Origin of the sequence: Actinoplanes sp. HUAS TT8, from assembly GCF_051380535.1 — a bacterium.
Taxonomy (GTDB): Bacteria; Actinomycetota; Actinomycetes; order Mycobacteriales; family Micromonosporaceae; genus Actinoplanes.
In genome coordinates, this window is record NZ_CP195646.1 from 10,082,805 (window position 1) to 10,106,102 (window position 23,298).

Here is a 23,298-nt window from a genome sequence, read left to right on the forward strand (position 1 = left end):
CGCTTCCGTGGCTACTGTGGACTGAGCAGGGCGCGAACGCTGCGGGCGAGCGCCGCCTGGGCCGCCTCCACCGGCAGGTCCATCGCCTCCCGCCAGGTCGACCAGGTCGGCCACTGGCTGATCGCGGTCAGGGCGATGAGCAGACCCTCGTCGGCCCCGATCTCCTCGGGGAACGTGCTGGTCAGTTCGTCGCGGACGCGGGAGACGTGGATTTTGCGATAGCGCTGCAGGGCGGTCGAGAACGGCTCCTTCAGGGCCGATGCCCGGGCCGCCGGCCCGATCTCCTCCAGCATCCGGGCCCGCTGCCGGCAGAACGCGTCGATCCGTTCGGCCAGCGGAAGGTCGGCCGGGATCGGCCGGAACGATTCGTCGCGCTGTTCCAGGACCCGCTGCCCGCTGGCCGCCATCAGCGCTTCCATGTCGGCGAAGTGGCTCCACAGCGCGCGCAGGGAGACCCCGGCCAGCTTGGCGATCCGGTCCGCGGTCGGGCGCAGGTCGCCGTCGGCGATCAGCCGGAGGTGGGCGTCGACGATCGCGTTGCGGGTCCTCTCGGACCGGGCGGTGCGACCGTCGACGCGCGGGGGTTGGGTCACGAGCGGCTCCGGTATCGGTTCAGCTCCCGCCGGGCCAGCGAGCGCTTGTGCACCTCGTCGGGGCCGTCGGCGAGACGCAGCGTGCGGGCCGCCACCCAGAGCTGGGCGAGCGGCGTGTCCTGGCTGGTGCCGAGCGCGCCGTGGGCCTGGATCGCCTTGTCCAGGATCCATTCGACGGTCAGCGGCACCGCGATCTTGATGGCCTGGATCTCGGTGTGCGCGCCCTTGTTGCCGACCGTGTCCATCAGCCACGCGGCCTTGAGCACGAGCAGGCGGGCCTGTTCGATCCGGACCCGGGACTCGGCGATCCAGTCCTGGATGACGCCCTGCTCGGCCAGCGGTTTGCCGAACGGGGTGCGTTCGAGCGCGCGCCGGCACATCAGTTCCAGGCCGCGTTCGGCCATGCCGATCAGCCGCATGCAGTGGTGGATCCGGCCCGGGCCGAGCCGCGCCTGGGAGATCGCGAAGCCGCCGCCCTCGACGCCGATCAGGTTGCTCGCCGGCACCCGTACGTTCTCGAAGATCAGTTCGGCGTGACCGCCGTGGTCGCCGTCGTTGTAGCCGAAGACGGTCATGCCGCGCTTGACGGTCAGGCCGGGGGTGTCGCGCGGGACCAGGATCTGGCTCTGCTGGACGTGCCGGTCGGAGTCCGGGTCGGTCTTGCCCATCACGATGAAGATCTTGCAGTTCGGGTTCATCGCGCCGGTGATGTAGAACTTGCGGCCGTTGATGACGTACTCGTCGCCGTCGCGTTCGATCCGGGTGCCGATGTTGGTGGCGTCGGACGACGCGACCTGCGGCTCGGTCATCGCGAAGGCCGACCGGATCTCGCCCGCGAGCAGCGGCTTCAGCCAGCGTTCCTGCTGCTCGGGGGTGCCGAACTCGGCCAGCACCTCCATGTTGCCGGTGTCCGGGGCGTTGCAGTTGAACGCGGCCGGCGCGATGGCCGGGCTGCGGCCCATGATCTCGGCCAGCGGCGCGTACTGCAGGTTGGTCAGCCCGGCGCCGTGCTCACCCGGCAGGAACAGGTTCCAGAGGCCGGCGGCTTTCGCCGCGGACTGCAATTCCTGAAGTACGGCCGGGGGCTCCCAGCCGTCGGAATGGAACGAGCTTTCCGACGGGTACACGTGCTCGTCCATGAACGCGGTCAACCGCTTGCGGTAGTCCTCGGTGGTCGCGTCGAACTCGAAGTCCATCAGTGTCCTTCCAGCGCTCGGTGGCCCTGTTCGACCAGCTCGGGCACCATCGCGCCCACGGTGTCGAAGCCGGCGCCGACGGTCTGGCCCTTGGTGTAGCGGTAGTGCACGCCCTCCAGGATGACGGCGAGCTTGAACGCGGCGAACCCCACGTACCAGTGCAGGTCGCTGACGTCGCGGCCACTGCGCCCGGCGTAGCGGGCGGCCATCTCGTCCAGCGACGGGTGGCCGGGCAGGTCGATCGGGGCGAACGGCTTACCGTCCTTGAACAGCAGCGGGCGCCCGGCGTAGACGAGCATCAGGGCGAGGTCGCTGAGCGGGTCCCCGAGCGTCGACATCTCCCAGTCCAGCACGGCGTTGACCTGTAGTTCGTCACCGATCAACACGTTGTCGAGGCGGAAGTCGCCGTGCACGACCGCGCCCGGGCCACCGGCCGGGATGTCCGCGGCCAGCCGGGCGTGCAGTTCCTCGATGCCGGTCAGCTCACGGCTGCGGGACGCGTCGAGCTGCTGTTTCCAGCGGCGCACCTGGCGCGCGTTGAAGCCTTCCGGCTTGCCGAAGTCGCCCAGCCCGATCTCGTCCGGGACCAGGGCGTGCAGGTCGGCCAGGGTGTCGACCAGGGTCAGGGTGAGCGCGCCGATGTCGACCTTCTCCAGGTCGGCGGCGTCCCGGTAGATCTTCCCGTCGACGTGCTCCATCAGGTAGAACGGCGCCCCGATGACCTCGGTGTCGGTGCACAGCCGCACCGGCTTCGGCGCCGGGAAACCGGCCCGGGAGAGCGCGTCGAGGACCTTGTGCTCGCGGACCATGTCGTGCGCGGTCGGCAGCACGTGCCCGAGCGGCGGCCGGCGCAGCACCCAGCGGTTCGTCCCGTCGGTCACCGCGTAGGTCAGATTCGACCGCCCACCGGCGAACATCGTCCCGGTCAGCGGGGGACTGTCCAGATAGGCCTGGAGCTTCGCCAGGTCCAGCCCCTTCATGAGCGGGCCTCGAAGCCACGCTGCATCTTGTTCATGCCACCCAGCCAACGGTCCGGATCGGTCGCGCGCAAGCGGTAGTACTCCGCGACTTCGGGATGCGGCAGGATCAAGAACCCATTTTCCCGTACGGACTCGGCGACCAGATCGGCGACCGCGGACGGCTCCAGGGCGCCGTCCGCCAGCAGGGCCGCGCTGCCGCTGCCCCGGGCGTTCCCGCCGGTCAGCATGTCGGTGCGGACGCCCTGCGGGCAGAGCGCCTGGACGATCAGACCCCGATGCGCGTACGTGGCTCGCAGCCACTCCGCGTAGGCCAGTGCCGCGTGCTTGGTCACCGAGTAGGTCGCGCTGCCCAGCAGCGTCAGCAGCCCGGCCGCGCTGACGGTGATGACCAGCCGTTTCGGCGTGCCCGAGTCCAGCCAGGTGGGCAGCAGGGCGCGGGTGACGTGGACGTGCGACATCACGTTCACCCCGAAGTCGCGCTCCCACTGCTGGTCCGGGGTGTTCTCGTCACCGGGGCTGAGGACGCCGGCGTTGGAGCAGAACAGGTCGATGTCGCCGGCGGTCTCGACCAGCCGGCGGACGTCCTCCTCGACCGCCACGTCGGCGGCCACGGCGACCCCGCCGATCTCCGCGGCCACCTTGGCCGCCGCGTCCGCGTTGATGTCACTGACCACGACCTGGGCGCCGTCGGCGGCGAACCGGCGGGCCAGCGCCGCGCCGATGCCGCCACCGGCGCCGGTGACGACGACCCGGGTCACTCGACCACCCCGGTCAGGGTGACGCCACCGTCGATCACGATGGTCTGGCCGGTGATCCACGCGGCGTCCGGCGAGCAGAGGAACGCGACGGTGCCGGCCACGTCCTCGGGCACACCCAGCCGCTTCAGCGGGTAGGTGGCGGTGACCTGCTCCTCGCGCCCCTCGAAGAGCGCGGCGGCGAAGCGGGTCTTGACCACGGCCGGCGCGACCGCGTTGACCCGGATCTTCGGCGCGAGCTCGACCGCCAGCTCCTCGGTGAGGTGGATCAGCGCGGCCTTGGTGGTGCCGTAGAACGCGATGCCGGGCGCCGGGCGGACCCCGGAGACCGACGAGATGTTCACGACCGAGCCGCCCGCCTCGGCCAGGCCACCGCGCAGCGCCTCCTGCACCCAGCCGAGCGTGCCGATCAGGTTGACCTCGGCCATCTTGCGGGCCGCGTTGAGGTCGAGCTGGGCCAGCGGCCCGTACGCCGGGTTGATGCCGATGTTGTTGATCAGGGTGGTGACCGGCCCGAACGCCGCGTTGACCTGGTCGATCACCGCGGCCCGGTGGTCCGCGTTGTCGCCCTTGCCGGCCACCCCGAGGGCGACCTCGGGGCCGCCCAGCTCCTTCACCGCGGCCTGCAGGGCGTCCGCGTCCCGTCCGGTGATCGCGACCTTCACGCCCTGCGCCACGAAGCGTTGCGCGATGGCGAACCCGATTCCCCGGCTTGCCCCGGTCACGACTGCCACTTGGTCCGCCATCGCATTACCTCCTAGTAACTTGCACTCAGAGTGCGGATATTACGCCGCCGGGATCCCGTTCTGCGGCGGTGTCACGGCCTGACCGGTGTAGGGCTGCACGGCGCCGTCGGCGTCGTCCGTGGTGTAGGCCTGCCCGAAGAACACCGCCTTGCCGCCCTGGATCTTGGTGAGCTGTTCACCGCCGTACCCCGAATGATCCTTGTCCGAGAAGCGCAGCGGGACCAGACCCGGGCCCTGGAAACCGTTCTTCTGCACCGCGGCGGTGATCCCGTCCCGGGTCAGATCCTTACCGGCCGACTGCAGGGCCTGCACGAACAGGTAGGCCACGGACATGCCGTAGACGACGTTGTTGTCGAACTCGGCCCCGGCGTTGTACTGGTCGTTGACCTTCTTGAAGAGCTGGATCCACGGGCTGGTGTCGTCCGTGTTGATCGGCAGGTAGTTGGCCGAGACCACGCCCTCCAGCAGCGGTGCGGCCGCACCGAGCGACTTGCCGACCGTGGTCGGGTCGGCGCCCACGTTGCTGACCACGAACTGCGGCTTGAAGCCGATCTTGGCGGCGGTGCCGATCGACAGCGCGGTGAAGCCCGGGATGGTGGCCAGCACGACGACCTCGCAGCCGGCCGCCTTGAGCGCGCCCATCTGCGGGCCGACGTTCGGGTTGCTGGTCACGTACGTCTGCTTGGCCACGACCGCACCCAGGATCTTCTCGACGCCGGCCAGGCTGTCCTGCCCGAAGTCGTCGTCCTGACCGAGGAAGCAGGTCTTCTTGCCGGCCAGGTTCTCCTTGACGTACGTGCCGAGGATCTTGCCCTCGACGGTGTAGTCCGGGTTGAAGCCGAACGTGCCCGGATACTTGTCCGGCTGGTTCCAGCTGCGGCTGCCGCTGGCCACGAAGAGGTCCGGCACCTTGTTGGTCTTCAGGAAGTCGAGCACGCCGGAGTGGGTGGGCGTGCCCAGACCGTTCAGGATCGCGAAGACCTTGTCCTGCAGGACCAGCTCGCGCACCACCTGCTGGGTGGTCGCCGGGTTGTAGCCGTCGTCCTTGACCTTGTAGGTGATCTTCCGGCCGTTGATGCCGCCACCGGCGTTGACGAAGTCGAAGTACGCCTTGGTGGCCGGTGAGATCTTGGAATACCCGGCCGCGGCCGGTCCGGTCAGCGGCATGTGCGTGCCGACGACGATCTCGGAGTCGGTGACGCCGGGGACGTTCCCGCCGCTGGAGCCACCCCCTTGGGAAGCGGAGCCGTCACAGGCTCCGGCGAACAAGAGGACGGAAAGGAACACCGCCGTGGTGCGTTTCATCGTTTCCTCCTGGGAATTATGCGGATTGAGGCCAGGCCGCCCGGGGCGGCGAGCATGACGACCACGAGCACCACGCCGAAGATCACCAAGGCGAGGTTGCCCTCCAGGTGCTGCGAACCGGTGCGCTCGCCGGCCGTCTGGGCCAGAGCCGGCAGCGCCACCAGCAGAACCGCGCCCAGCAACGCGCCGAACAGCCGGCCCAGACCGCCGATCACGATCGCCATCACCAGGAACAGCGACAGGGTGAGCGGGAACGCACCGGGGGAGACGCTCTGCGCGAGGAAGGCGAACAGGGCACCGGACAGGCCGGCGCAGGCGGCACTGACGACGAACGCCAGCACCTGCGTACGGGCGATGTTGATCCCGGCCAGCCGGGCCGCCGTCTCGTCGTCCCGGACCGCCCGCAGATCCCGCCCGAACCGGCCCCGCACCAGCGTGGCCAGCAGGAACACGGTCACCAGGGCGCCCGCCCAGCAGATCCAGGCCTGCCACTGCTCCATCGGGATCACGCCGGGCGGCGGGTCGAGCGCCACCGACAGTCCCATGTCGCTGTTGAACGTCTTGTCGAACGTGCTGGTCACCGACGGGACGACGACCGCCACCGCGAGGGTCAGACCGGCCAGGTAGGGACCCCGCAGCCGGGCCGCGGCCAGCCCGATCACCACGCCCGCCAGAACCGTGGTGATCAGGGCGGCCACGAAGCTGAGCGGCATGCTCAGCCACCTGTTCTGGGCCAGAGCGAAGCTGTACGCGCCGGTGGCCATCAGAGCGCCGTGGCCGAGCGAGAGCTGGCCGTTGAGTCCGGTGAGGACGGTCAGGCCGGCCGTCACCGTGAAGTAGGCGCCGACCGTGGCCAGCTGGTAGTTCCGGAACGGCGGCACGATGTAGGTGAGGGCGGCGATGAGGATCGCGCCGGCCACGACGTACCAAATCGGATTTAAAGTTTTTTTGGGTTTTCTTGTGGTGGGACCGGCTGTGGTCGTGGCGGCTTTTTCCTTCATGTCGGTCATGCCAGCCTCGCCTTCGAACTGGAGAAGAGCCCGCCCGGACGGCCCAGCAGAACCACGACCAGCAGGGCCAGCACCGCCATCGGCGCGACCGTCGCCCCCAGGTAACCGCTGACGTACGAGAGCAGCAGCCCGACGATCAGACCGCCGGTCACCGCGCCGATCGGGCTGTCCAGGCCGCCGACCACCGCCGCGGTGAACGCGGACACGAACAGCACGTCCATCGCGTTCGGATTCAGGCCCAGCTCGGTCGGGACGACCAGCATCCCGGCCAGCGAACCGACCGCCGCGGCCAGCGCCCAGCCCAGCGTCAACATGCCGCCGACCGGCACGCCGAGCAGCCGCGAGACGTCCGGGGCGAACGCGGCCGCCCGCATGCGCAGGCCCACCGACGTACGGGTGAAAAGCACCGTGAGAGCGACGACCACCGCGCCCACCGCGGCGAACACGAACACGTCATAGCGGCTGAGCAGCGCGACCCCGCCCACCTCGAACGCGTCCCGGGCGAACGGGGTCTGCACCGGCCGGAACTCGTTGCCGTAGACGATGCCGAGCACCCCCTGCACCACGAGCACCAGGCCGAGCGCGACGACCACACCGTTGAGCGGCGACGAATGGTCGACGAACCGCATCACCGCCTTCTCCACCGCGATGCCCAGGAGCAGGCCGAACACCAGCGCGGCGGCGAAACCGAGCCAGTACGAACCGGTCTTCTCGGTCACCGAATAGGCGACGTAGACGGCCGCGACCGCCATCGCGCCCTGGGCGAAATTGACGATCCGGGCGGCCCGCCAGATCAACACCAGGGCCAGCGCGAACGCGGCGTACACGGCGCCCCGGCTCAACCCGTCGAAGGTCAGGTAGACGAATCTGTCCATCGTTAGAACCCCAGGTAGGCGTGGCGGAGGTCGGCGTCGTCGCGCAGGTCGGAAGCCGAATTGCGGGTGACCACGCGGCCCAGCGACAGGACGATGCCCTCGTCCGCGATCGCCAGCGCGCTGCGCACGTTCTGCTCGACCAGCAGCACCGCCAGACCGGTGCTCTCCCGCAGGTCACGCAGCAGAGCCAGGATCTGGGCGGTGATCCGCGGAGCCAGACCCAGCGACGGCTCGTCGAGCAGCAGCAGGCGCGGCCGGCCGACCAGGGCGCGGCCCAGCGCGAGCATCTGGCGCTCACCGCCGGACAGTTGGTGGCCGGCGCTGGCACGCCGTTGTGCCAGCGCCGGGAAGAGGTCATAGACCTCGCTCAGGGCGCGGTTCGCATCCGCGCGGTCACGCCGCCACAGGCCGCCGAGCCGCAGATTCTCGTCCACGGTGAGCTCGGTGACCACGCCGCGACCCTCCGGGACGTGCGCGATGCCGCGGCGGACCATCTGCTCGACCCTCGTCTTACGCAGGTCCTCGCCGTCGAAGAGGATCTGCCCGCGATCCGCTTTGACAAGCCCCGAGAGGGTACGGAGGAGAGTGGTCTTGCCGGCACCGTTCGCCCCGAGAACAGCGACGATCTCGCCCGGCTTGACGGTGAGCCGGACGTCATGAAGGACCGGGGCGGCGCCGTAGCCCGCGGTCAGATCGGTGACCTCCAGCAGCGGCTTCGGCTTGAGGTACGGGCGGTCCAGCTGCTCGGCTCCGGGCGCGCTCATGCGGTGGCTCCCAGGGGATTCCGGCGTGACTTCGTGTCGGGCACCGTCATGCGGTCGCTCCCAGGTAGGCCTCGGTCACCTTTTCGTCGGCGCTGATCTCGGCCGGGGAGCCGAGGGCGATCGGCTTGCCGAAGTCCAGGACGAGGATCTCGTCGCAGACCGACATGACCAGGTCCATGTGGTGCTCGACCAGCAGGACCGTCGTGCCCGTCTCCCGGATCAGCCCGGCCAGCCAGTGAATCTCGTCGGCGTCCAGGCCACCGGCCGGCTCGTCGAGCATCAGGATCCGCGGCCGGGAGGCGAGGGCGCGCGCCAGCTCGATCCGCTTACGGATCGCGTAGGGGAGCGCGCCGGGGTGCTCATGCGCATATTCGGCGACGCCGCATCGCTCCAGGGCCGCGAACGCGTCCTGTTCGGACTGTCGTTCCCGTCCCGCTCGCCACCCGCGTCCGGCCGGCCGGACGCCGTCGGCCTCCTGGCCGGCGGCTTTCCCCGGTGCCCGTCCGCGGGCTCCCACCTGCACGTTCTCCAGGACGGTGAGGCCGCTGAACTGGCCCACCCCCTGCAGCGTGCGGGCGATGCCGAGCCGGTTCAGATGGTGCGGCCGGGGCCGCCACGGCTTGCCGTCCAGGGTGATCTCTCCGGACGTCGGCGTGACGAACCCGCAGATGACGTTGAAGAGCGTGGTCTTGCCGGCACCGTTCGGCCCGATCACCCCGACGATCCGCCCCGCGGGCACCCGCAGGGAGACGTCGTCGAGCGCGGTCAGCCCGCCGAAGCGAACCGTTATGTGGTCGAGAAGAAGCTCATGAGCAGGGGTTTTCGTCGACACGGCCACCTCATGCATCCACTGTGGAGCGTGATGGTCAACTATTTACACTAGGAGTGTAACTTTCTGATCGGGATCGTCAACTACTTGCAACATCCCCGTTACCTGAAGCGACCGGTATGTTCGCCATCAGCACCGTGATCAGCGAAAACTTCCGCGTTGTCCGGTGCGGATACCCTGCGGCTTGAGTACATCGACCGCGAGGAGCCCGATGAGCGCCCAGCCTCCGTACCTCGACCCGGACGACCCGCGCTCGCACCTGACCCCACCGGTCGACCCGTGGTCGGCCGCCCCGTTGTCCTCATCGGACCCGCTGTTCCCAGCCCCAGCCCCAGCCCCAGCCCCGGCCGCAGCCCCGGCCCCGGCCTCGCCGCCGCCCGCCGCCGACCCGCTGTCCCCGGCCGCCGGAACCCCCTGGTCGCCGACCACTCAGCCGCCTGGCCCGACCGCCGGAACCCCTTGGGCGCCGACCACTCAGCCGCCTGGCCCGGCTGCCGGCGCGCCTCAGCAGCCGGCATCCGTGCCGTCGCAGCCCTCGTATCCGCCGACGTCGGGCGCACCTCAGCAGCCCATGTATCCGCCGACATCCGCGATGCCGCCCCAGCCGGGTTTCCCGCCGCAGGCCTACCCCGCCCCGGTGCCGGGCTATCCGACCTACCCGGGCCGGCCATCCGCGTATTCGCCGCCGGCCGTCAACGGCATCCCACAGCCCTACGCCCAGGCGCCCTACACCTACCCGCAGCCCTACCCGTCGGGTCCGGTCCGCTCGCTGCGTCTCCCATCCCACCTGGCCATCGGTGGCCTCGCCGCCACCGCGGTCTACTCCGTGCTCCTACAGGTGATCGGGTATTCGATCTATCGCACGTCCTACGCCACCTACGACGACCGCAACCTGCTGAACATCGCCTTCGCCGGCTACGGCGCCGTCTTCCTCTTCACCGCCGTCACGTTCCTGGTCTGGCTGCACCGGGCCTCGGCCAACCTCTGGAACACCGGCCACGCGATGAAGTGGCGCCCCGGCTGGACCATCGGCGCCTGGCTGATCCCGCTGGCCAACCTGGTCCTCCCACTACTCGTGTTCCGCGAGGTCGACCGCTCGGCCCGAGAGCACGGCCCCGGCCTCTTCTCCCTCTGGGCCGTTGCCTGGACGATCGACATCGTCCTGGAACGCGCCTCGTCCAGCACGATCAACCCCTACGGCGGCGTCGGCCTCATCTCCTGGATCAGCCTGCCGGTAGCCGCAGTCGCCGCCATCCTCCTGATCCGCCGAATCACCACCGACCAGACCCACCTCACCCAGCCCCACTGACCACCCGAAGCCCGCGCCACCCGCCGCCCGCGCCACCCCCGCCGCCCGCGCCGCCCGCGCCCGGACCAGCCTCAGGCCGCGCCGCCCCGACCGCAGCCCGGACCAGCCTCAGGCCGCGCCGCGCCGCGCCGCCCCGCCCGCAGCCCGCAGCCCGCAGCAAGCGTGGGCTCGCGCCGAGGGAACCCGCGCAAAACGTAGCCGCCGCCGAGCCCGCTGAAGTCTCTCCTTACGCCACACCCCGAGGCCGGAACTGCACGCTCACCCGAGGCCCCACCGCCCGAGCAGTCTTCGGCACCGCATGTTCCCAGGTCCGCTGGCAGGACCCACCCATCACGATCAGATCCCCGTGCCCCAGCGGAAACCGCAAAGTCTCCCGTTCCCCGGCCCGGGGTCGCAGCAGCAGATTCCGCGGCGACCCGACCGACACGATCGCCACCATCGTGTCCTCGGTCGCCGACCGCCCGAGCGTGTCCCCATGCCAGGCCACACTGTCCCGCCCGTCCCGGTACAGGCACATCCCGGCGGTCGCGAACTCCTCGCCGAGCTCCTCGGCATAGTGCGCGTTCAACGCGGCCCGGGCTTCCACCAGCGCCGGATGCGGCAGCGGCTCCTCTTCCCCGAACCACCGCAGCAGCCGCGGAACGTCGACCACGTCGTCATACATCTTCCGCCGCTCGGCTCGCCAGTCGATCCCGAGCAGCTCCTGGAAGACGGCGTCGGACCCGTGCAACCACCCGGGCAGGACGTCGACCCAGGCGCCGGCCGTGAGCTGATGCCGGGTCGCCCCGGTCAGCGGTTCCAGCGCCGGGCCGGTCCCGCCCGTCATCAGGTCGAGCATCGAAGGTTGATACGTGCTGCTCATACCCCAATATTAGTACTGACGTTCGACGGATCTTCAACCCCTGTGGACAACCCCGGGCGCAGCACCAGCGCCGCCACGACCGCCGCCGCCACACCTCCGACGACGCCCAGCCAGGACGTCGTGGCGATCGCGTCGACGAACGAGTCCTTGGCGATCTGGGCGAGCGACGGATCCCCGATCCGCAGCGCGTCCCCGATCGAGTCCCGTGCCGCGGCGGGCGCGCCGGCCGGCATCGCCGCGCGGTAGGCCGTGGTCAGAACGCTGCCGAGCACCGCGACGGACAGCGCCGCCCCGATCTGCTGGACGGTGTCGTTGACCGCGGATCCGACGCCGGCTCGTTCCTTGGGCAGCGCCCCGAGCAGCGTCCCGACCGCGGCCGGGGTCGCGGTGCCGCTGCCGGCCCCGATCACCACCAGCGCGATCGCCAGTTTCAGATAGCCGTCGCCCGGTGCCAGCGAGGCCAGCACCCCGAACCCGCCGCCCATCAGGAGCAGGCCGAGGGTGAGCGCGACGCGCGTGCCGAGCCGCTTGTCGATGACGACGCCGATCCCGTTGAAGATCAGCCCGCTGACGATCATCGGAACGAACGCGAAGCCGGCCTTGAGCGGCTCGAACCCGAGGACGAACTGCACATACTGCGTGAGGGCCAGCATCACCCCGCCGGCCGAGAACGACAGCAGCACGATGGAGAGGCTCGCCCCGGCGAAGTTGCGGTTGCGGAACAGTGAGAGCGGCAGCATCGGCTCGTCGGTCCGCCGTTCCCAGAGCGCGAAGACGACCAGCGCGATCGCCGCGACCACGAACCCGCCCAGCGTCCGGGCCGAACCCCAGCCCTCCTTGGGTGCCGAGATCACACCCCAGACCAGGGCGGTCATCCCGATCGTGGAGGCGAGCGCGCCGACCACGTCGGGCCGCCCGGCCGGGCCCCGCGACTCCGGGATGATCACGAGCGCGGCGATCACCCCGAGGGCGGCGATCGGGATGTTCATCAGGAAGACCGAGCCCCACCAGAAGTGCTCCAGCAGCAGCCCGCCGAGGCTGGGGCCGCCGAGCGCGCCGAGCATCAGCACCGAGCCCCAGATCGCGATCGCCTTCTTCCGCTCCTCGTCGTCGAAGACCGTGGTGAGGATCGAGAGCGTGCCCGGCATCAGGAACGCCGCGCCGACCCCCATCAGGGCGCGGGTGGCGATCAGCTGGCCGGACGTCTGGCACATGGTGGCCAGCAGGGACGCGCCGCCGAAGACGATCAGCCCGATGACCAGGCCGCGGCGGCGCCCGTGCCGGTCCGACAGGCTGCCCGCGGTGAGCAGAAGACCGGCGAAGACCAGGATGTACGCGTCGATGATCCACTGAATCTGGGCGGTGCTCGCGCCGAGGTCGCGGATCAGGGCCGGGATCGCGATGTTCAGCACCATGTTGTCGATGACGACCACGAGCATCGCCAGGCACAGCACACCGAGGATCAGCCAGCGGCGGGGATTGCGCTCGGGCATGAAAGGCCCTCTCTCGTACAGTGTTCCATGACTCGTACAACGTACCATCGAGTCGAACGCCGTACGAGAGTGGTTAGGATCTGACCATGGCCGAACTGAACTCGGTGTGGGCTCATCCGCCCCGCGCCACCCGCGGTGACCAGCCCACGCTCAGTCGTGAGCAGATCGTGCGGGCCGCCATCGAGCTGCTCGACGCCGAGGGCGCGGCCGGCCTGAGCATGCGCCGGCTCGGCACCCGGCTGGGTTCGGGCACAACGTCGGTGTATTGGTATGTGGCGAACAAGGACGAGCTGCTCGAGCTCGCCGTCGACGAGGTGCTCGGCGAGGTCTACGTGCCCGAGCCCGGCGACACGGACTGGCGCGTCGGCGCGTCGATCCTGGCCAACGGCATGCGCTCGGCCCTGCTGCGCCACCCCTGGGTGCTCGGCCAGCTCGGCGCCCGGCCGACCCTGGGGCCGAACGCGTTGCGGATGGGCGACCGGACTGTCGCGCTGCTCGCGGCCGCCGGTTTCGCCGGTGTCGAGATCTCGTACGCGGGCTCGCTGCTGCATTCTCACGCGATCGGCTCCGCGACGACCGAGTCGGCCCTGACCGCCGCCGCGGCCCGCAGCGGCCTGAGCGCGGGCGAGATGGCCGAGCGGATCGAGCCGCTGGTCGAGAAGACGATCGGTGACTATCCGCACCTCCAGGCCTGGCGCCGGATCAACGGCATCGCCGGGCCCGACCCCGATCACATGCTGGAGCAGACGTTCGCCTTCGGCCTGGAACGCCTGCTCGACGGCCTGTCCCGCTGGCTCGACCGAGAACCGGAAATTCAAAGAGCAGGCTGATTACGTACGTCGGGAAGCCGTTTTTTCTTGAAGAACGTCACCCGATCGGCCCGCGCCTGGCGCTGAGCACCACCAGGTAGCGGCACGTCTGAGCGCCCGGGTTGTGATACTCGCCCGGAGCCGGCGCCCCCAGCTCCAGGCAGTCCCCGGTGTCGAGCTCGTGGACGACGTCCCCCTCCCGGAACCGCAGCCGCCCGCCGAGCACGTAGATCTGGTGCCGGGCCAGCGCATACGAGTCCGCGGGGTAGGCCACCGTGGCCCCCGGCGGCAGCTCCACCTCGACGAGCTGCGCCGGCCCGCCGCTGGGCGAGACCGACCGCCGCCGATACCCGGTCTCCGGGTCGACCCAGACCGCCTGGTCGCTCCGGCGGGCCAGCCGCCGGCTTTCTTCTTCGGTACGGGCGAACAGCTCCGACAGCGTCAGCCCCAGCACCGCCACGAGCCTCCCCAGCAGCGCCGCCGTCGGCTGGGCCGCACCCCGCTCGATCTTCGCGATCATCGCCCGGGACACCCCGGACCGCTCGGCCAGCGCGTTGACGGTCAGCCCCCGCTCGGCCCGCACGTCCCGCAGGGTCGCGGCCAGATCATCGCTCAGATCGTCGGTCATGGGCGTCACTATAGTGTGCACATTTGGTTACTATGATGCGCATGCTGATCCGGGACGCCACTCCCTCCGACGCCGAAGCCTGCGCCGCCATCTACCGGCCGTACGTGCTGGACACCGCGATCACGTTCGAGACCGAGCCCCCGACCGCCCCCGAGATGGCCGCCCGGATCGCCGAGGCCGCCGAGACCCACGCCTGGCTCGTCGCCGAGGACGCCGACGCCGTCATCGGCTACGCCTACGCCCGCCCGTTCGCCGCCCGCGCCGCCTACCGCTGGTCCTGCGAGGTCAGCGTCTACCTGGAAGTCGGCCGCCGCCGCACCGGAGCCGGCCGCGCCCTCTACGACGTCCTGCTCCCACGCCTGACCTCCCGCGGCTACCGGGTCGCGGTCGCCAAGACCACCCTCCCCAACGAGGCCGGCCTCGGCCTGCACCGGGCCCTCGGCTTCGAGCCGGTCGGCACCCACCCCCGAATCGGCTGGAAGCACAACGCCTGGCACGACGTAGCCATCACCCAGCTCTTCCTCACCCCCGCCGTCACCCCTCCGGCCGACCCCGTCTGAAGAACTTCCACGGTAGTGTGGAAGTCATGGAGCCGGCCTACGATGACCTGCCGTTCAGTGAATTCCTGCACAAGCCGACCGCATCGGCGGACAGGCTGGCCTCGGTGCGCGCCCTCCGGCTCCGGCGCCGCGGTGCCGACGATCTCGCGCTGATCCGGGCGGATCAGCTCGACCAGGACGGCATCGTGGTCGACCTGACCGCCCGGCTGCTCGCCGGCCTGGTGCGAACCCAGCCGGAGAACATTCGTGCGGTGCTGGTCGAGGCCCTGCCCTGGGCCACGTTCCTGCCGGAGGAGGATCTCGAGGAGCTGGTGCGCGAGCTGATCGCGGTGGCGCAGGGCGCGGCCTCCCTCGCCAACCTGTCGCCGGTCGCGGTCCTGCTGGCCCAGTGGCGGCACACCGCGGAGGTGTATGCGGATCCCGCTCTCCTGCACGCCCTCACCCGCGAGCCGGAGGGTGACCTCGGCCCGGTGCCCGCGGTGAGCGCCGACCGATGAGTCCGAAGCGCGGCGACCGGGCGGCACCCCCGCCGCTCGGCACGGAGTTCGACCTGCGCTTCGCAACTCGGCGGCCGCCGACGGATGGGAACAGCTCGCACGACACGCCGCCGGCAACCTCCGGCGGGCCTACGACACCATCCGGGCGAATCCCCGCAGCAATACCATGCCGGAGCGTCACCACCGCCTCAAAGGATCGCTGGCCACGGGCGTCTGGAAAGGCCGCCCGGTCGAACGCTGGCAGTACGAGGTCACCGGCGGCGGCCGAATCTGGTATCTCGTCGACGACGAGCGGCGTACCGCGTGGATCACTTATGCCGGCTCCGGCCATCCACGCGAGACGGATTGATGGGTCGTTCATTCGCGCGGTGGGTCAGTCGGTGGTGAGGCGGGCGTGCAGGTGCATGTCGTGCCAGCCGTCGGCATGCCGGGCCTCGGAGCGCTTGACGCCCTCGGCCCGGTAGCCGACCCGCTCGGCCACACGGCAGGACGCCGAATTCGCCGTCGAGTGGCTCAGCTCCAGGCGATGCAGCCCCAGCCGACCGAAGGCCCATGAACTCAACGCGGCCAGGGCCCGTGGCGCGACCCGGCGACCGCGGAACTCGGGCAGCACCCAGTAGGAGATCGCGGCCATTCCCTCGGCGAGGTCGATCCGCCGCAGACCGATCTGGCCGGCCACCGTGCCGTCCACGATCGCCCAGCTGGCGCCGCTCTCGTCCTGCCATTGCCGGGACCAGCCGGTGATCCACTCCACCGCTTCGTCGTCGGTCATGGTCTTGCAGTGCCACCGCTGGATCGCCGGATCGGCATGGGCCGCCACGACCGCCGACCGATCCGTCTCCTGCCAGGGCCGCAGCAGGATGCCCTCCCCGTGGATCTCCGGCTGCTCGGAAGCGGCCAACGTTCCGGCGGTCAGGGCGGGCGTGACGAGCGAAGGCATGCGACGACTCTAGGCCGCTCGGAGAGCCCGCCGCGGGTTATCCACAGTGGGTGGTTATCCACAGCCCGCCGAGCATCGCCCCGCGATTTTCGGAAGAATGATCTGGGTGGGGGCCGCCCCCAGGGAGGGTGGGCTCTGCTCTCCGCGAGCCGCGAGCCGCGAGCCGCGAGACGCGAGACGCGAGACGCGAGACGCGAGACGCGAGACGCGAGACGCGAGACGCGAGGTGGGAGGCGCGAGGCGGGCCCGCCGCAACGCGTAAAGCCCGGCCGCCGACGCGACCGGGCTCGCGCACTCACCGCCGTACGCGAAATTTGGTCTAAGAATGTGCAGGCGGCGGCGAATCCGGCTCCGGGTGGTGGTAGGAGACCCGCTCCGGCGGCAGCGGGAACGTCATGTCCTCCCCGAACGGTGACAGCCCGCCCTGCAGCGGCGCCGCCAGTTCGGCGATTTCGAGGCGTCCGTCCGGCCCGACCGGTGGCCCTTCGGGAAGGCGCTGCCCGGAGGGGGTTTCGCCGGTGACGCGCTGGGCCGGCACGGGCGCCGGGTCTTCCAGCTGATCGCGGCGGAAGATTTTGCGGCCGAGGCGGACCAGGGGGTCGTATCGACGGTCCACCACGCGCTCCTTCATCGGGATGATGGCGTTGTCAGTAATCTTGATGTGTTCCGGGCAGACCTCGGTGCAGCACTTGGTGATGTTGCAGAAGCCCAGGCCTTGGCTCTGCTGGGCGTACTGCTTACGGTCGTTGCGGGCGTCCAGCGGGTGCATGTCGAGTTCGGCGGCGCGGATGAAGAAGCGCGGGCCGGAGAATGCTTCCTTGTTCTCCTCGTGGTCGCGGACCACGTGGCAGGTGTTCTGGCAGAGGTAGCACTCGATGCACTTGCGGAATTCCTGGCTGCGTTCGACGTCGACCTGCTGCATCCGGTACTGGCCGGGGGCGACGCCGGTGGGCGGGGCGAAGGCCGGGGTCTGGCGGGCTTTCTCGTAGTTGAAGGAGACGTCGGTGACCAGGTCGCGGATGACCGGGAAGGTCCGCAGCGGGGTGACCGTGATCGTCTCGTCCGCGGTGAACGTGGACATCCGGGTCATGCAGCCCAGCCGGGGCATGCCGTTGATCTCCATCGAGCAGGAGCCGCACTTGCCGGCCTTGCAGTTCCACCGGCAGGCCAGGTCGGGGGCCTGGGTGGCCTGCAGGCGGTGGATGATGTCGAGGACGACCTCGCCGTCGTTCACCTCGACGTCGAAGTCCTCCAGGTCGCCGCCGGACGAGTCGCCCCGCCAGACGCGGAAGTGTCGGTTCACTCTTCCCCCAGCTCCTCGTCGGTCATGTATTTGGCCAGCTCACTGCGCTCGAAGAGGTCGAGCAGCTCGGGGCGCATGGTCGGCACCGGCTTGCGTTCCAGGTGGACTTCGCCGTCCTCGTCGAGCGAGCAGACCAGGTTGAGCCGCCGCCAGTCGGGGCTCATCTTCGGGAAGTCTTCCCGGGTGTGGCCGCCGCGCGATTCCTCGCGTTCGAGGGCGGCCTTGGCCGTGCATTCGGAGACGACGAGCATGTTGCGCAGGTCGAGGGCGAGGTGCCAGCCGGGGTTGTAGCGGCGCCCGCCGCCGGCCGCGACGTTGGCCACCCGGATGCGCAGCTCGTGCAGTCGCTTCAGCGCGTCGCTCAGTTCGCCTTCGCGGCGGATGATGCCGACGAGGTCGCCCATCACCACCTGAAGATCTTGCTGCAATTGGTACGGGTTCTCGCCCTCGCTCCGGTTGAGCGGCGCGAGCGCGACCTCGGCCGCGGCGGCCACGTCGACCCGATCGGGCTTGGGGCGTTTGGTCAGCGTGTCCAGGTAGGCCGCGGCGTGCTCACCGGCCCGTTTGCCGAAGACCAGCAGGTCGGAGAGGGAGTTGCCGCCGAGCCGGTTGGAGCCGTGCATGCCGCCGGACACCTCGCCGGCCGCGAACAGTCCCTGCACCGTCCCGAACGCGGCGCCCGAATCCGGGTCGACCTCGACCCCGCCCATCACGTAGTGGCAGGTCGGGCCGACCTCCATCGGCTCCTTGGTGATGTCGACGTCGGCCAGTTCCTTGAACTGGTGGTGCATCGACGGGAGCCGCCGGACGATCTGGTCGGCCGGCAGCCGGGAGGCGATGTCCAGGAACACGCCGCCGGCCGGGCTGCCCCGCCCGGATTTGACCTCGTTGTTGATGGCCCGGGCGACCTCGTCGCGGGGGAGGAGTTCGGGCGGGCGGCGGTTGTTGTCGGGGTCGGAGTACCAGCGGTCGGCCTCCTCCTCGGTCTCCGCGTACTGCTTGCGGAAGACGTCGGGGACGTAGTCGAACATGAACCGCTTGTTCTCGGAGTTGCGCAGCACCCCGCCGTCGCCCCGGACCGACTCGGTGACCAGGATGCCCTTGACGCTGGGCGGCCAGACCATGCCGGTCGGGTGGAACTGCAGGAACTCCATGTTGATCAGGGTCGCGCCGGCGCGCAGGGCCAGCGCGTGGCCGTCGCCGGTGTACTCCCAGGAGTTCGAGGTGACCTTGTAGCTGCGGCCGACCCCGCCGGTGGCCAGCACGATCGCCGGGGCCTCGAAGAGCAGCAGGTCGCCGGAGTCGCGGTAGTAGCCGAACGCGCCGGCCACCCGATCGCCGTCGAGCAGCAGCTCGGTGATCGTGGTCTCCTGGAAGACCCGGATCCGGGAGTCGTAGCTGCCGGTCTCGGCGTAGTCCTCCTGCTGCAGCGAGACGATCTTCTGCTGCAGGGTGCGGATCAGTTCGAGGCCGGTGCGGTCGCCGACGTGGGCCAGTCGCGGGTACTCGTGTCCGCCGAAGTTCCGCTGGGAGATCTTGCCGTCCTTCGTACGGTCGAACAACGCCCCGTACGTCTCCAGCTCCCAGATCCGTTCCGGGGCCTCCTTGGCGTGCAACTCGGCCATCCGGAAGTTGTTGAGGAACTTGCCGCCGCGCATGGTGTCCCGGAAGTGGACCATCCAGTTGTCGCGGGAGTTCACGTTCCCCATGGCGGCCGCCGCGCCGCCCTCGGCCATCACCGTGTGCGCCTTGCCGAACAGCGACTTGGAGATGATCGCGGTCCGCTTCCCGGCCGTCCGGGCCTCGATCGCCGCGCGCAGCCCGGCCCCGCCGGCGCCGATCACCACGACGTCGTACAGATGGCGTTCGGTAGTCGTCGTCATCGTCGCCCTCCTAGCCGATGATCCGCAGGTCGGAGAACCAGTGAGCGGAGACCGCCATGATGTAGAAATCGGTCAGCGCGAGCGTCCCGAGCGTGATCCAGGCCAGCTGCATGTGGCGGGTGTTCAGCTTCGACACGAAGGTCCAGAAGCGGTACCGCACCGGATGCTTGGAGAAGTGCTTGAGCCGTCCGCCGGCGATGTGCCGGCAGGAGTGGCAGGACAACGTGTACGCCCACAGCATGATCACGTTCACCCAGAGGATGACGTTGCCGAGGCCGAGCCCGGTGGCCTGGGCCCGGGCGGCGTCCCAGGTGTTGATCAGCGAGATGATGCCGGCGGCGTAGAACGCGTACCGGTGGGCGTTCTGGAAGACCAGCGGGAAGCGGGTCTCGCCGGAATACGTCTTGTGGCCGTCCGGCACTGCGCAGGCGGGTGGCGAGAGCCAGAACGCCCGGTAGTACGCCTTCCGGTAGTAGTAGCAGGTCAACCGGAAGAGCAGGAGGAACGGCAGGGTGAAGGCCGCCTCCGGGATCAGCCAGAAGCTCGGCAGGGGAGTGCCGAACTCGGCCGCGTCGCCGCACCGATCGGTGATGCAGGGCGAGTAGAACGGCGTGAGGTAGTGGAACTCCTCGACGTAGAACCACTTGTGCAGGAAGACCCGGACCGTCGCATACGCCATCCAGGCGCTCAGCCCGAGGAACGTGATCAGTGGCGCCAGCCACCAGCGATCGGTTCGAAGTGTCCGCGCCGAGATCGCCGCGCGCACGCGCCCGGCGCCCGGCCTCGTTGCCGTCGTCGTCATGTCATACCCCTGCCGGTGCCGCGCCAGGTGCACGGGACGACCGGAAGCGGACACAGTGGTGCCCCACCCTCAGCCGTCCTCGTGCGACGGTGATGTGGGGCACACGTTACGCCGAAGGTCCGACTGTTTTGCGGGCCGGGTCACAAAAACATCATCCCGGCCCACAAAGACGATCACCTATACGCTAATGGATCTAGCCCGATGCGTTGCCCGTGATGTTCCACGAAGCCAGGTGCAGGGTCGGGGCCGCGTACCGCGCGCCGCCCCAGGAATCCGGCAGCAGCACCGACTCGGCGCCGATCCCGAGCACCCGGCCCGGGCCCAGAGCCTGCGGATAGGACTGGGTGAAACGCAGGTTCCCGACCGGGCGGGTGATCTCCCCGTCCTCCACCAGCCAGACGCCGTTGCGGGTCAGACCGGTCACCACGAGCGTCTTCGGGTCCAGCACCCGCGTGTACCAGAGGTCGGTCACCAGCAGGCCGCGGCGCATCCGGGCCACGAACGGCCGCGCCGACTCGGTGACCTCGGCCGGCCCGCCGGCAACCCCACCGGCCGGGGCCGGTCCCGCTTCAAGGCGAAGATGCCCGGGGTACGGACCCCAGGAGCGCGACGCGGCCGACGCGTGCCCGGTCGACTCGGCGTCGCCGGCCTCGGCCGCAGACGTCCGGTCGTGGGTCACCGCGCGGGTGACCCCCTCGCGCACCAGCACCAGCGACCGCACCGGGGTGCCCTCGTCGTCGAAGGGCAGGCCGGGCGCCGGCTCCCCGCGACTGCCGAGCGGGTCGTCCACGATGGTCACCGACGGGTCGAACTGCTCCTGGCCGAGCTCGGCGAACGACTGCTTCTGCGCCCACGACTTGCCGTTGAAGCCGAAGACCGAGAAGTTCTGCAGCAGGTCGGCGACCGCGGTGGGTTCCAGGACCACCTCATACTCCCCCGGGGGGAGCTCGATCGGGTCGGCCGCGGCGCGGGCCTTGGCCGCGGCCCGCGCGCCCAGCGCCGCCCCGTCCAGGTCACCGAGCCGGGACGCGAGCAGCCGGGCCACGCCGTCGGCGCCGTTGTTGCGGGCGATGCCGTCCATCGCGGCCTCGGCCGTGCGGCCGTCGACGGCCTGGCCGGCCGTGTTCGCGAAGGCGGCCGACACGTACTCCGTCCGGCAGAAACCGGCCGTCTCCAGGCCGCCGGCCGCGTCGACGAACGCGCGGACCCGCTCGGCCCGCTCGGCCGGGGTGGCCCGGGCGGTCGCCTCGTCGAAGCCGAAGGCCAGCCCGGAATGCTCGCCCGAGCCGGGGTGACAGGCCGAGATGTGCAGCGCGGCCGGTCGCGTGAGACCGGCCCAGCCCGGGTCGGGCGGGGTGACCCGGGCCGCCGCGACGGTGCGCTCGACCAGCGAACGTAGACCGTCGACCCCGGTCAGCGTGGTGGAGCCGCTCGCCGTCCGGCCGTCCAGGTGCAGCCGCAGCCGCACGCCGGTGGTCGCCTCGGCCACGTTCTGATGGATGGCCGAGTTGGCGAACCGGGTCAGCGCGAGGGCGTGGTGCCGCACGTTCACCTCGGCCTCGGCCGACCGCCCGGCCAGCTCCCGGACCAGCTCCACGACCTTGGCCGCGATCTGCAGTTCCGAGCTCATGCCGCCACCTCCGCTGCGCTCCGGCGTCGGCATGAGTTGACAACTGAGCTGGACGATTCGCTCACAAGCTCGCTCATCCGTGCACCCCCACCCGAACGTTGGTGAACCGGGCCGGCGCCGCCGGGTGCCCGGTGTGCCCGATCTGGCCGGGCTGACCCTTACCGCAGTTCGGCGTGCCCCAGGCGACCGTCTCGGACGAGAGCATGTCCATCGACTGCCAGAACTTCGGGCCGATCCCGGTGTAGGTCGGGTTGCGCAGCATCCGGCCGCGCTTCCCGTTCTTGATCTCGTAGCCGATCTCGCAGCCGAACTGGAAGTTCAGCCGGCGGTCGTCGATCGACCAGGACCGGTTGGTCTCCATGAACACGCCGTCGTCGGTGGCCGCGATGATCTCGTCGAGCGTGTGCGGGCCGGGCTCCAGGCCGACGTTGGTCATCCGGACCATCGGCAGCCGGGCCCAGCCGTCGGAGCGGACACTGCCCGCATAGTCCAACCCGGCCACGGCGGCCGAGTCGCGACCGGCCAGCACGCCGACCCAGATGCCGTCGCGGACCGCGTGCCGTTTCGCCGCCGGGGTGCCCTCGTCGTCGAAGCCGAAGCTGCCCAGGGCGCCCGGGAAGCTCGGGTCGATGGTGATGTTCATCAGGTCCGACCCATACCGCAACTCGCCCAGCTTGTTCAGGTCGAGCCAGCTGGTGCCCGCGAACGCGGCCTCCCAGCCGAGGATCCGGTCCAGCTCGATGGCGTGCCCGACCGACTCGTGGATCTGCAGCGCGAGCTGCGAGCCGCCGAGGATCAGGGTGGTCTCGCCGGCCGGGCAGAGCGGGGCGGTGAGCAGCTCACGCGCCTCCTCGGCCAGCCGCGGCGCGTTGCCGACGAGATCCAGCTCCTCGATCAGCTCCCAGCCGCGTGTCCCGTACTGCCCCGGCAGCGAACGGCGCTGGACCTCGCCGTCGCCGATGGCGTTGGCCGTCACCCCGCCCCCGCACTCGCGGATGTGCTGGTCGATGCGGTGGCCCTCGCTGGAGACGAACCACTTGTGGGTGTCCCAGATCGCGTAGTTGGCGTGGGCCAGGTCGGCCCCGGCCTCCTTGGCCGCGAGGGTGGCCCGGACCAGCAGGTCACCCTTGTCGGCCAGCGGCACCGAGAGCGGGTCGACCTTGCAGTCGCTGGACCAGCTCGCGGTCACCGGCGTGGAGTGGGTCAGCTCGACCGGCGGGCCGGGCACCTGGGCGCTGGCCGCGGCGATCTGCGCGGCGCGGCGGCCGGCGGCGCGGGCGGACGGCTCGGACAGGTCCGGGACGGCGTAGAAGCCCCAGCTCGAACCGACCAGGGCACGCACGCCCAGGCCGGCGCTCTCGTCGGAGCCGAGATCCTCGACGGACCCGTTGCGGGCCGTCATCGACTCGGTGCGGCAGACCATGACACGGGCGTCCGCGTAGCGGGCGCCGGCGTCGAGCGCGGCCTGGACCGCCGCGCCCGCCTCATCGAAGTGGCTCATGCCCTCGACCCTACGAGGCCGGTGTGAC

Annotated in this window: 24 protein-coding genes; 5 read left to right on the top strand and 19 right to left on the bottom strand. The window is 70.3% G+C overall.

What is annotated here, in order from left to right:
* Nucleotides 1–11: 11 nt before the first annotated feature.
* The 10 genes from ACSHV8_RS45050 to ACSHV8_RS45095 are packed head-to-tail and all read right to left on the bottom strand — an operon-like array spanning nt 12 to nt 9,071.
* The gene (locus ACSHV8_RS45050) at nt 12–593 is read right to left on the bottom strand and encodes a TetR/AcrR family transcriptional regulator (protein ID WP_436526463.1); all 582 of its coding nucleotides are present in this window, start codon (nt 591–593) and stop codon (nt 12–14) included.
* On the bottom strand, nt 590–1,789 hold the full coding sequence (locus tag ACSHV8_RS45055; protein ID WP_436526465.1) for an acyl-CoA dehydrogenase family protein: 1,200 nt from the start codon (nt 1,787–1,789) through the stop codon (nt 590–592). Before ACSHV8_RS45055 ends, ACSHV8_RS45050 begins: the two co-directional genes overlap by 4 nt.
* Nucleotides 1,789–2,769, bottom strand: a complete 981-nt coding sequence (locus tag ACSHV8_RS45060; protein ID WP_436526467.1) for a phosphotransferase family protein — start codon at nt 2,767–2,769, stop codon at nt 1,789–1,791. The genes ACSHV8_RS45055 and ACSHV8_RS45060 overlap by 1 nt, the downstream gene beginning before the upstream one ends.
* Nucleotides 2,766–3,527 carry an SDR family NAD(P)-dependent oxidoreductase gene (locus ACSHV8_RS45065; RefSeq protein WP_436526469.1) on the bottom strand — a complete coding sequence of 254 codons (762 nt, stop codon included), beginning with the start codon at nt 3,525–3,527 and terminating at the stop codon, nt 2,766–2,768. The genes ACSHV8_RS45060 and ACSHV8_RS45065 overlap by 4 nt, the downstream gene beginning before the upstream one ends.
* On the bottom strand, nt 3,524–4,270 hold the full coding sequence (locus tag ACSHV8_RS45070) for an SDR family oxidoreductase (protein WP_436526471.1): 747 nt from the start codon (nt 4,268–4,270) through the stop codon (nt 3,524–3,526). Before ACSHV8_RS45070 ends, ACSHV8_RS45065 begins: the two co-directional genes overlap by 4 nt.
* Before the next feature lie 39 nt (nt 4,271–4,309).
* Nucleotides 4,310–5,575 (bottom strand): ABC transporter substrate-binding protein, encoded by a 1,266-nt coding sequence (locus ACSHV8_RS45075; RefSeq protein ID WP_436526473.1) that lies wholly within the window; start codon nt 5,573–5,575, stop codon nt 4,310–4,312.
* Nucleotides 5,572–6,585, bottom strand: coding sequence for a branched-chain amino acid ABC transporter permease (locus ACSHV8_RS45080; RefSeq protein ID WP_436526475.1), 1,014 nt, complete (start codon nt 6,583–6,585; stop codon nt 5,572–5,574). The genes ACSHV8_RS45075 and ACSHV8_RS45080 overlap by 4 nt, the downstream gene beginning before the upstream one ends.
* The gene (locus ACSHV8_RS45085) at nt 6,582–7,460 is read right to left on the bottom strand and encodes a branched-chain amino acid ABC transporter permease (RefSeq protein WP_436526477.1); all 879 of its coding nucleotides are present in this window, start codon (nt 7,458–7,460) and stop codon (nt 6,582–6,584) included. Before ACSHV8_RS45085 ends, ACSHV8_RS45080 begins: the two co-directional genes overlap by 4 nt.
* Before the next feature lie 2 nt (nt 7,461–7,462).
* On the bottom strand, nt 7,463–8,224 hold the full coding sequence (locus ACSHV8_RS45090) for an ABC transporter ATP-binding protein (protein ID WP_436526479.1): 762 nt from the start codon (nt 8,222–8,224) through the stop codon (nt 7,463–7,465).
* Between the two features lie 46 nt (nt 8,225–8,270).
* Nucleotides 8,271–9,071 (bottom strand): ABC transporter ATP-binding protein, encoded by an 801-nt coding sequence (locus tag ACSHV8_RS45095; protein WP_436526481.1) that lies wholly within the window; start codon nt 9,069–9,071, stop codon nt 8,271–8,273.
* A 553-nt stretch (nt 9,072–9,624) separates the two neighbouring features.
* On the opposite strand from ACSHV8_RS45095, the gene ACSHV8_RS45100 reads away from it, so the two are divergent.
* Nucleotides 9,625–10,362: a DUF4328 domain-containing protein gene (locus ACSHV8_RS45100; protein WP_436526483.1), complete on the top strand. Its 738-nt coding sequence runs from the start codon at nt 9,625–9,627 to the stop codon at nt 10,360–10,362.
* Between the two features lie 226 nt (nt 10,363–10,588).
* Here the strand turns inward: ACSHV8_RS45100 and ACSHV8_RS45105 are convergent, their stop codons facing one another.
* Complete coding sequence (locus ACSHV8_RS45105; RefSeq protein ID WP_436526485.1) at nt 10,589–11,224, bottom strand: alpha-ketoglutarate-dependent dioxygenase AlkB; 636 nt, start codon at nt 11,222–11,224, stop codon at nt 10,589–10,591.
* Nucleotides 11,221–12,717, bottom strand: a complete 1,497-nt coding sequence (locus ACSHV8_RS45110) for an MFS transporter (protein ID WP_436526487.1) — start codon at nt 12,715–12,717, stop codon at nt 11,221–11,223. The genes ACSHV8_RS45105 and ACSHV8_RS45110 overlap by 4 nt, the downstream gene beginning before the upstream one ends.
* Before the next feature lie 86 nt (nt 12,718–12,803).
* On the opposite strand from ACSHV8_RS45110, the gene ACSHV8_RS45115 reads away from it, so the two are divergent.
* A complete protein-coding gene (locus ACSHV8_RS45115) occupies nt 12,804–13,547 on the top strand; it encodes a TetR/AcrR family transcriptional regulator (RefSeq protein ID WP_436526489.1) in 744 nt (247 codons plus the stop codon).
* A 37-nt stretch (nt 13,548–13,584) separates the two neighbouring features.
* Here the strand turns inward: ACSHV8_RS45115 and ACSHV8_RS45120 are convergent, their stop codons facing one another.
* Nucleotides 13,585–14,154: a helix-turn-helix domain-containing protein gene (locus tag ACSHV8_RS45120; protein WP_436526491.1), complete on the bottom strand. Its 570-nt coding sequence runs from the start codon at nt 14,152–14,154 to the stop codon at nt 13,585–13,587.
* A gap of 41 nt (nt 14,155–14,195) precedes the next feature.
* On the opposite strand from ACSHV8_RS45120, the gene ACSHV8_RS45125 reads away from it, so the two are divergent.
* From ACSHV8_RS45125 to ACSHV8_RS45135, 3 genes are all read left to right on the top strand, one after another.
* Entirely contained in the window at nt 14,196–14,714 is a 519-nt protein-coding gene (locus ACSHV8_RS45125; protein ID WP_436526493.1) for an N-acetyltransferase family protein, read from the top strand.
* Between the two features lie 26 nt (nt 14,715–14,740).
* On the top strand, nt 14,741–15,211 hold the full coding sequence (locus tag ACSHV8_RS45130; protein ID WP_436526495.1) for a hypothetical protein: 471 nt from the start codon (nt 14,741–14,743) through the stop codon (nt 15,209–15,211).
* 166 nt (nt 15,212–15,377) lie between these two features.
* Nucleotides 15,378–15,560: a hypothetical protein gene (locus ACSHV8_RS45135; RefSeq protein ID WP_436526497.1), complete on the top strand. Its 183-nt coding sequence runs from the start codon at nt 15,378–15,380 to the stop codon at nt 15,558–15,560.
* A 24-nt stretch (nt 15,561–15,584) separates the two neighbouring features.
* On the opposite strand, the gene ACSHV8_RS45140 is transcribed toward ACSHV8_RS45135, so the two are convergent.
* The 6 genes from ACSHV8_RS45140 to ACSHV8_RS45165 all read right to left on the bottom strand — a co-directional run bounded on the left by ACSHV8_RS45140 (nt 15,585) and on the right by ACSHV8_RS45165 (nt 23,270).
* Complete coding sequence (locus ACSHV8_RS45140) at nt 15,585–16,151, bottom strand: GNAT family N-acetyltransferase (RefSeq protein ID WP_436526499.1); 567 nt, start codon at nt 16,149–16,151, stop codon at nt 15,585–15,587.
* A 319-nt stretch (nt 16,152–16,470) separates the two neighbouring features.
* On the bottom strand, nt 16,471–17,454 hold the full coding sequence (locus ACSHV8_RS45145; protein WP_436526501.1) for a succinate dehydrogenase/fumarate reductase iron-sulfur subunit: 984 nt from the start codon (nt 17,452–17,454) through the stop codon (nt 16,471–16,473).
* Nucleotides 17,451–19,337, bottom strand: a complete 1,887-nt coding sequence (locus tag ACSHV8_RS45150) for a fumarate reductase/succinate dehydrogenase flavoprotein subunit (protein WP_436526503.1) — start codon at nt 19,335–19,337, stop codon at nt 17,451–17,453. Before ACSHV8_RS45150 ends, ACSHV8_RS45145 begins: the two co-directional genes overlap by 4 nt.
* Nucleotides 19,338–19,347: 10 nt before the next feature.
* A complete protein-coding gene (locus ACSHV8_RS45155; RefSeq protein ID WP_436526505.1) occupies nt 19,348–20,139 on the bottom strand; it encodes a hypothetical protein in 792 nt (263 codons plus the stop codon).
* 193 nt (nt 20,140–20,332) lie between these two features.
* A complete protein-coding gene (locus tag ACSHV8_RS45160) occupies nt 20,333–21,769 on the bottom strand; it encodes a TldD/PmbA family protein (protein WP_436526507.1) in 1,437 nt (478 codons plus the stop codon).
* A 73-nt stretch (nt 21,770–21,842) separates the two neighbouring features.
* Nucleotides 21,843–23,270, bottom strand: coding sequence for a TldD/PmbA family protein (locus ACSHV8_RS45165; RefSeq protein WP_436526509.1), 1,428 nt, complete (start codon nt 23,268–23,270; stop codon nt 21,843–21,845).
* Nucleotides 23,271–23,298 lie beyond the last annotated feature (28 nt).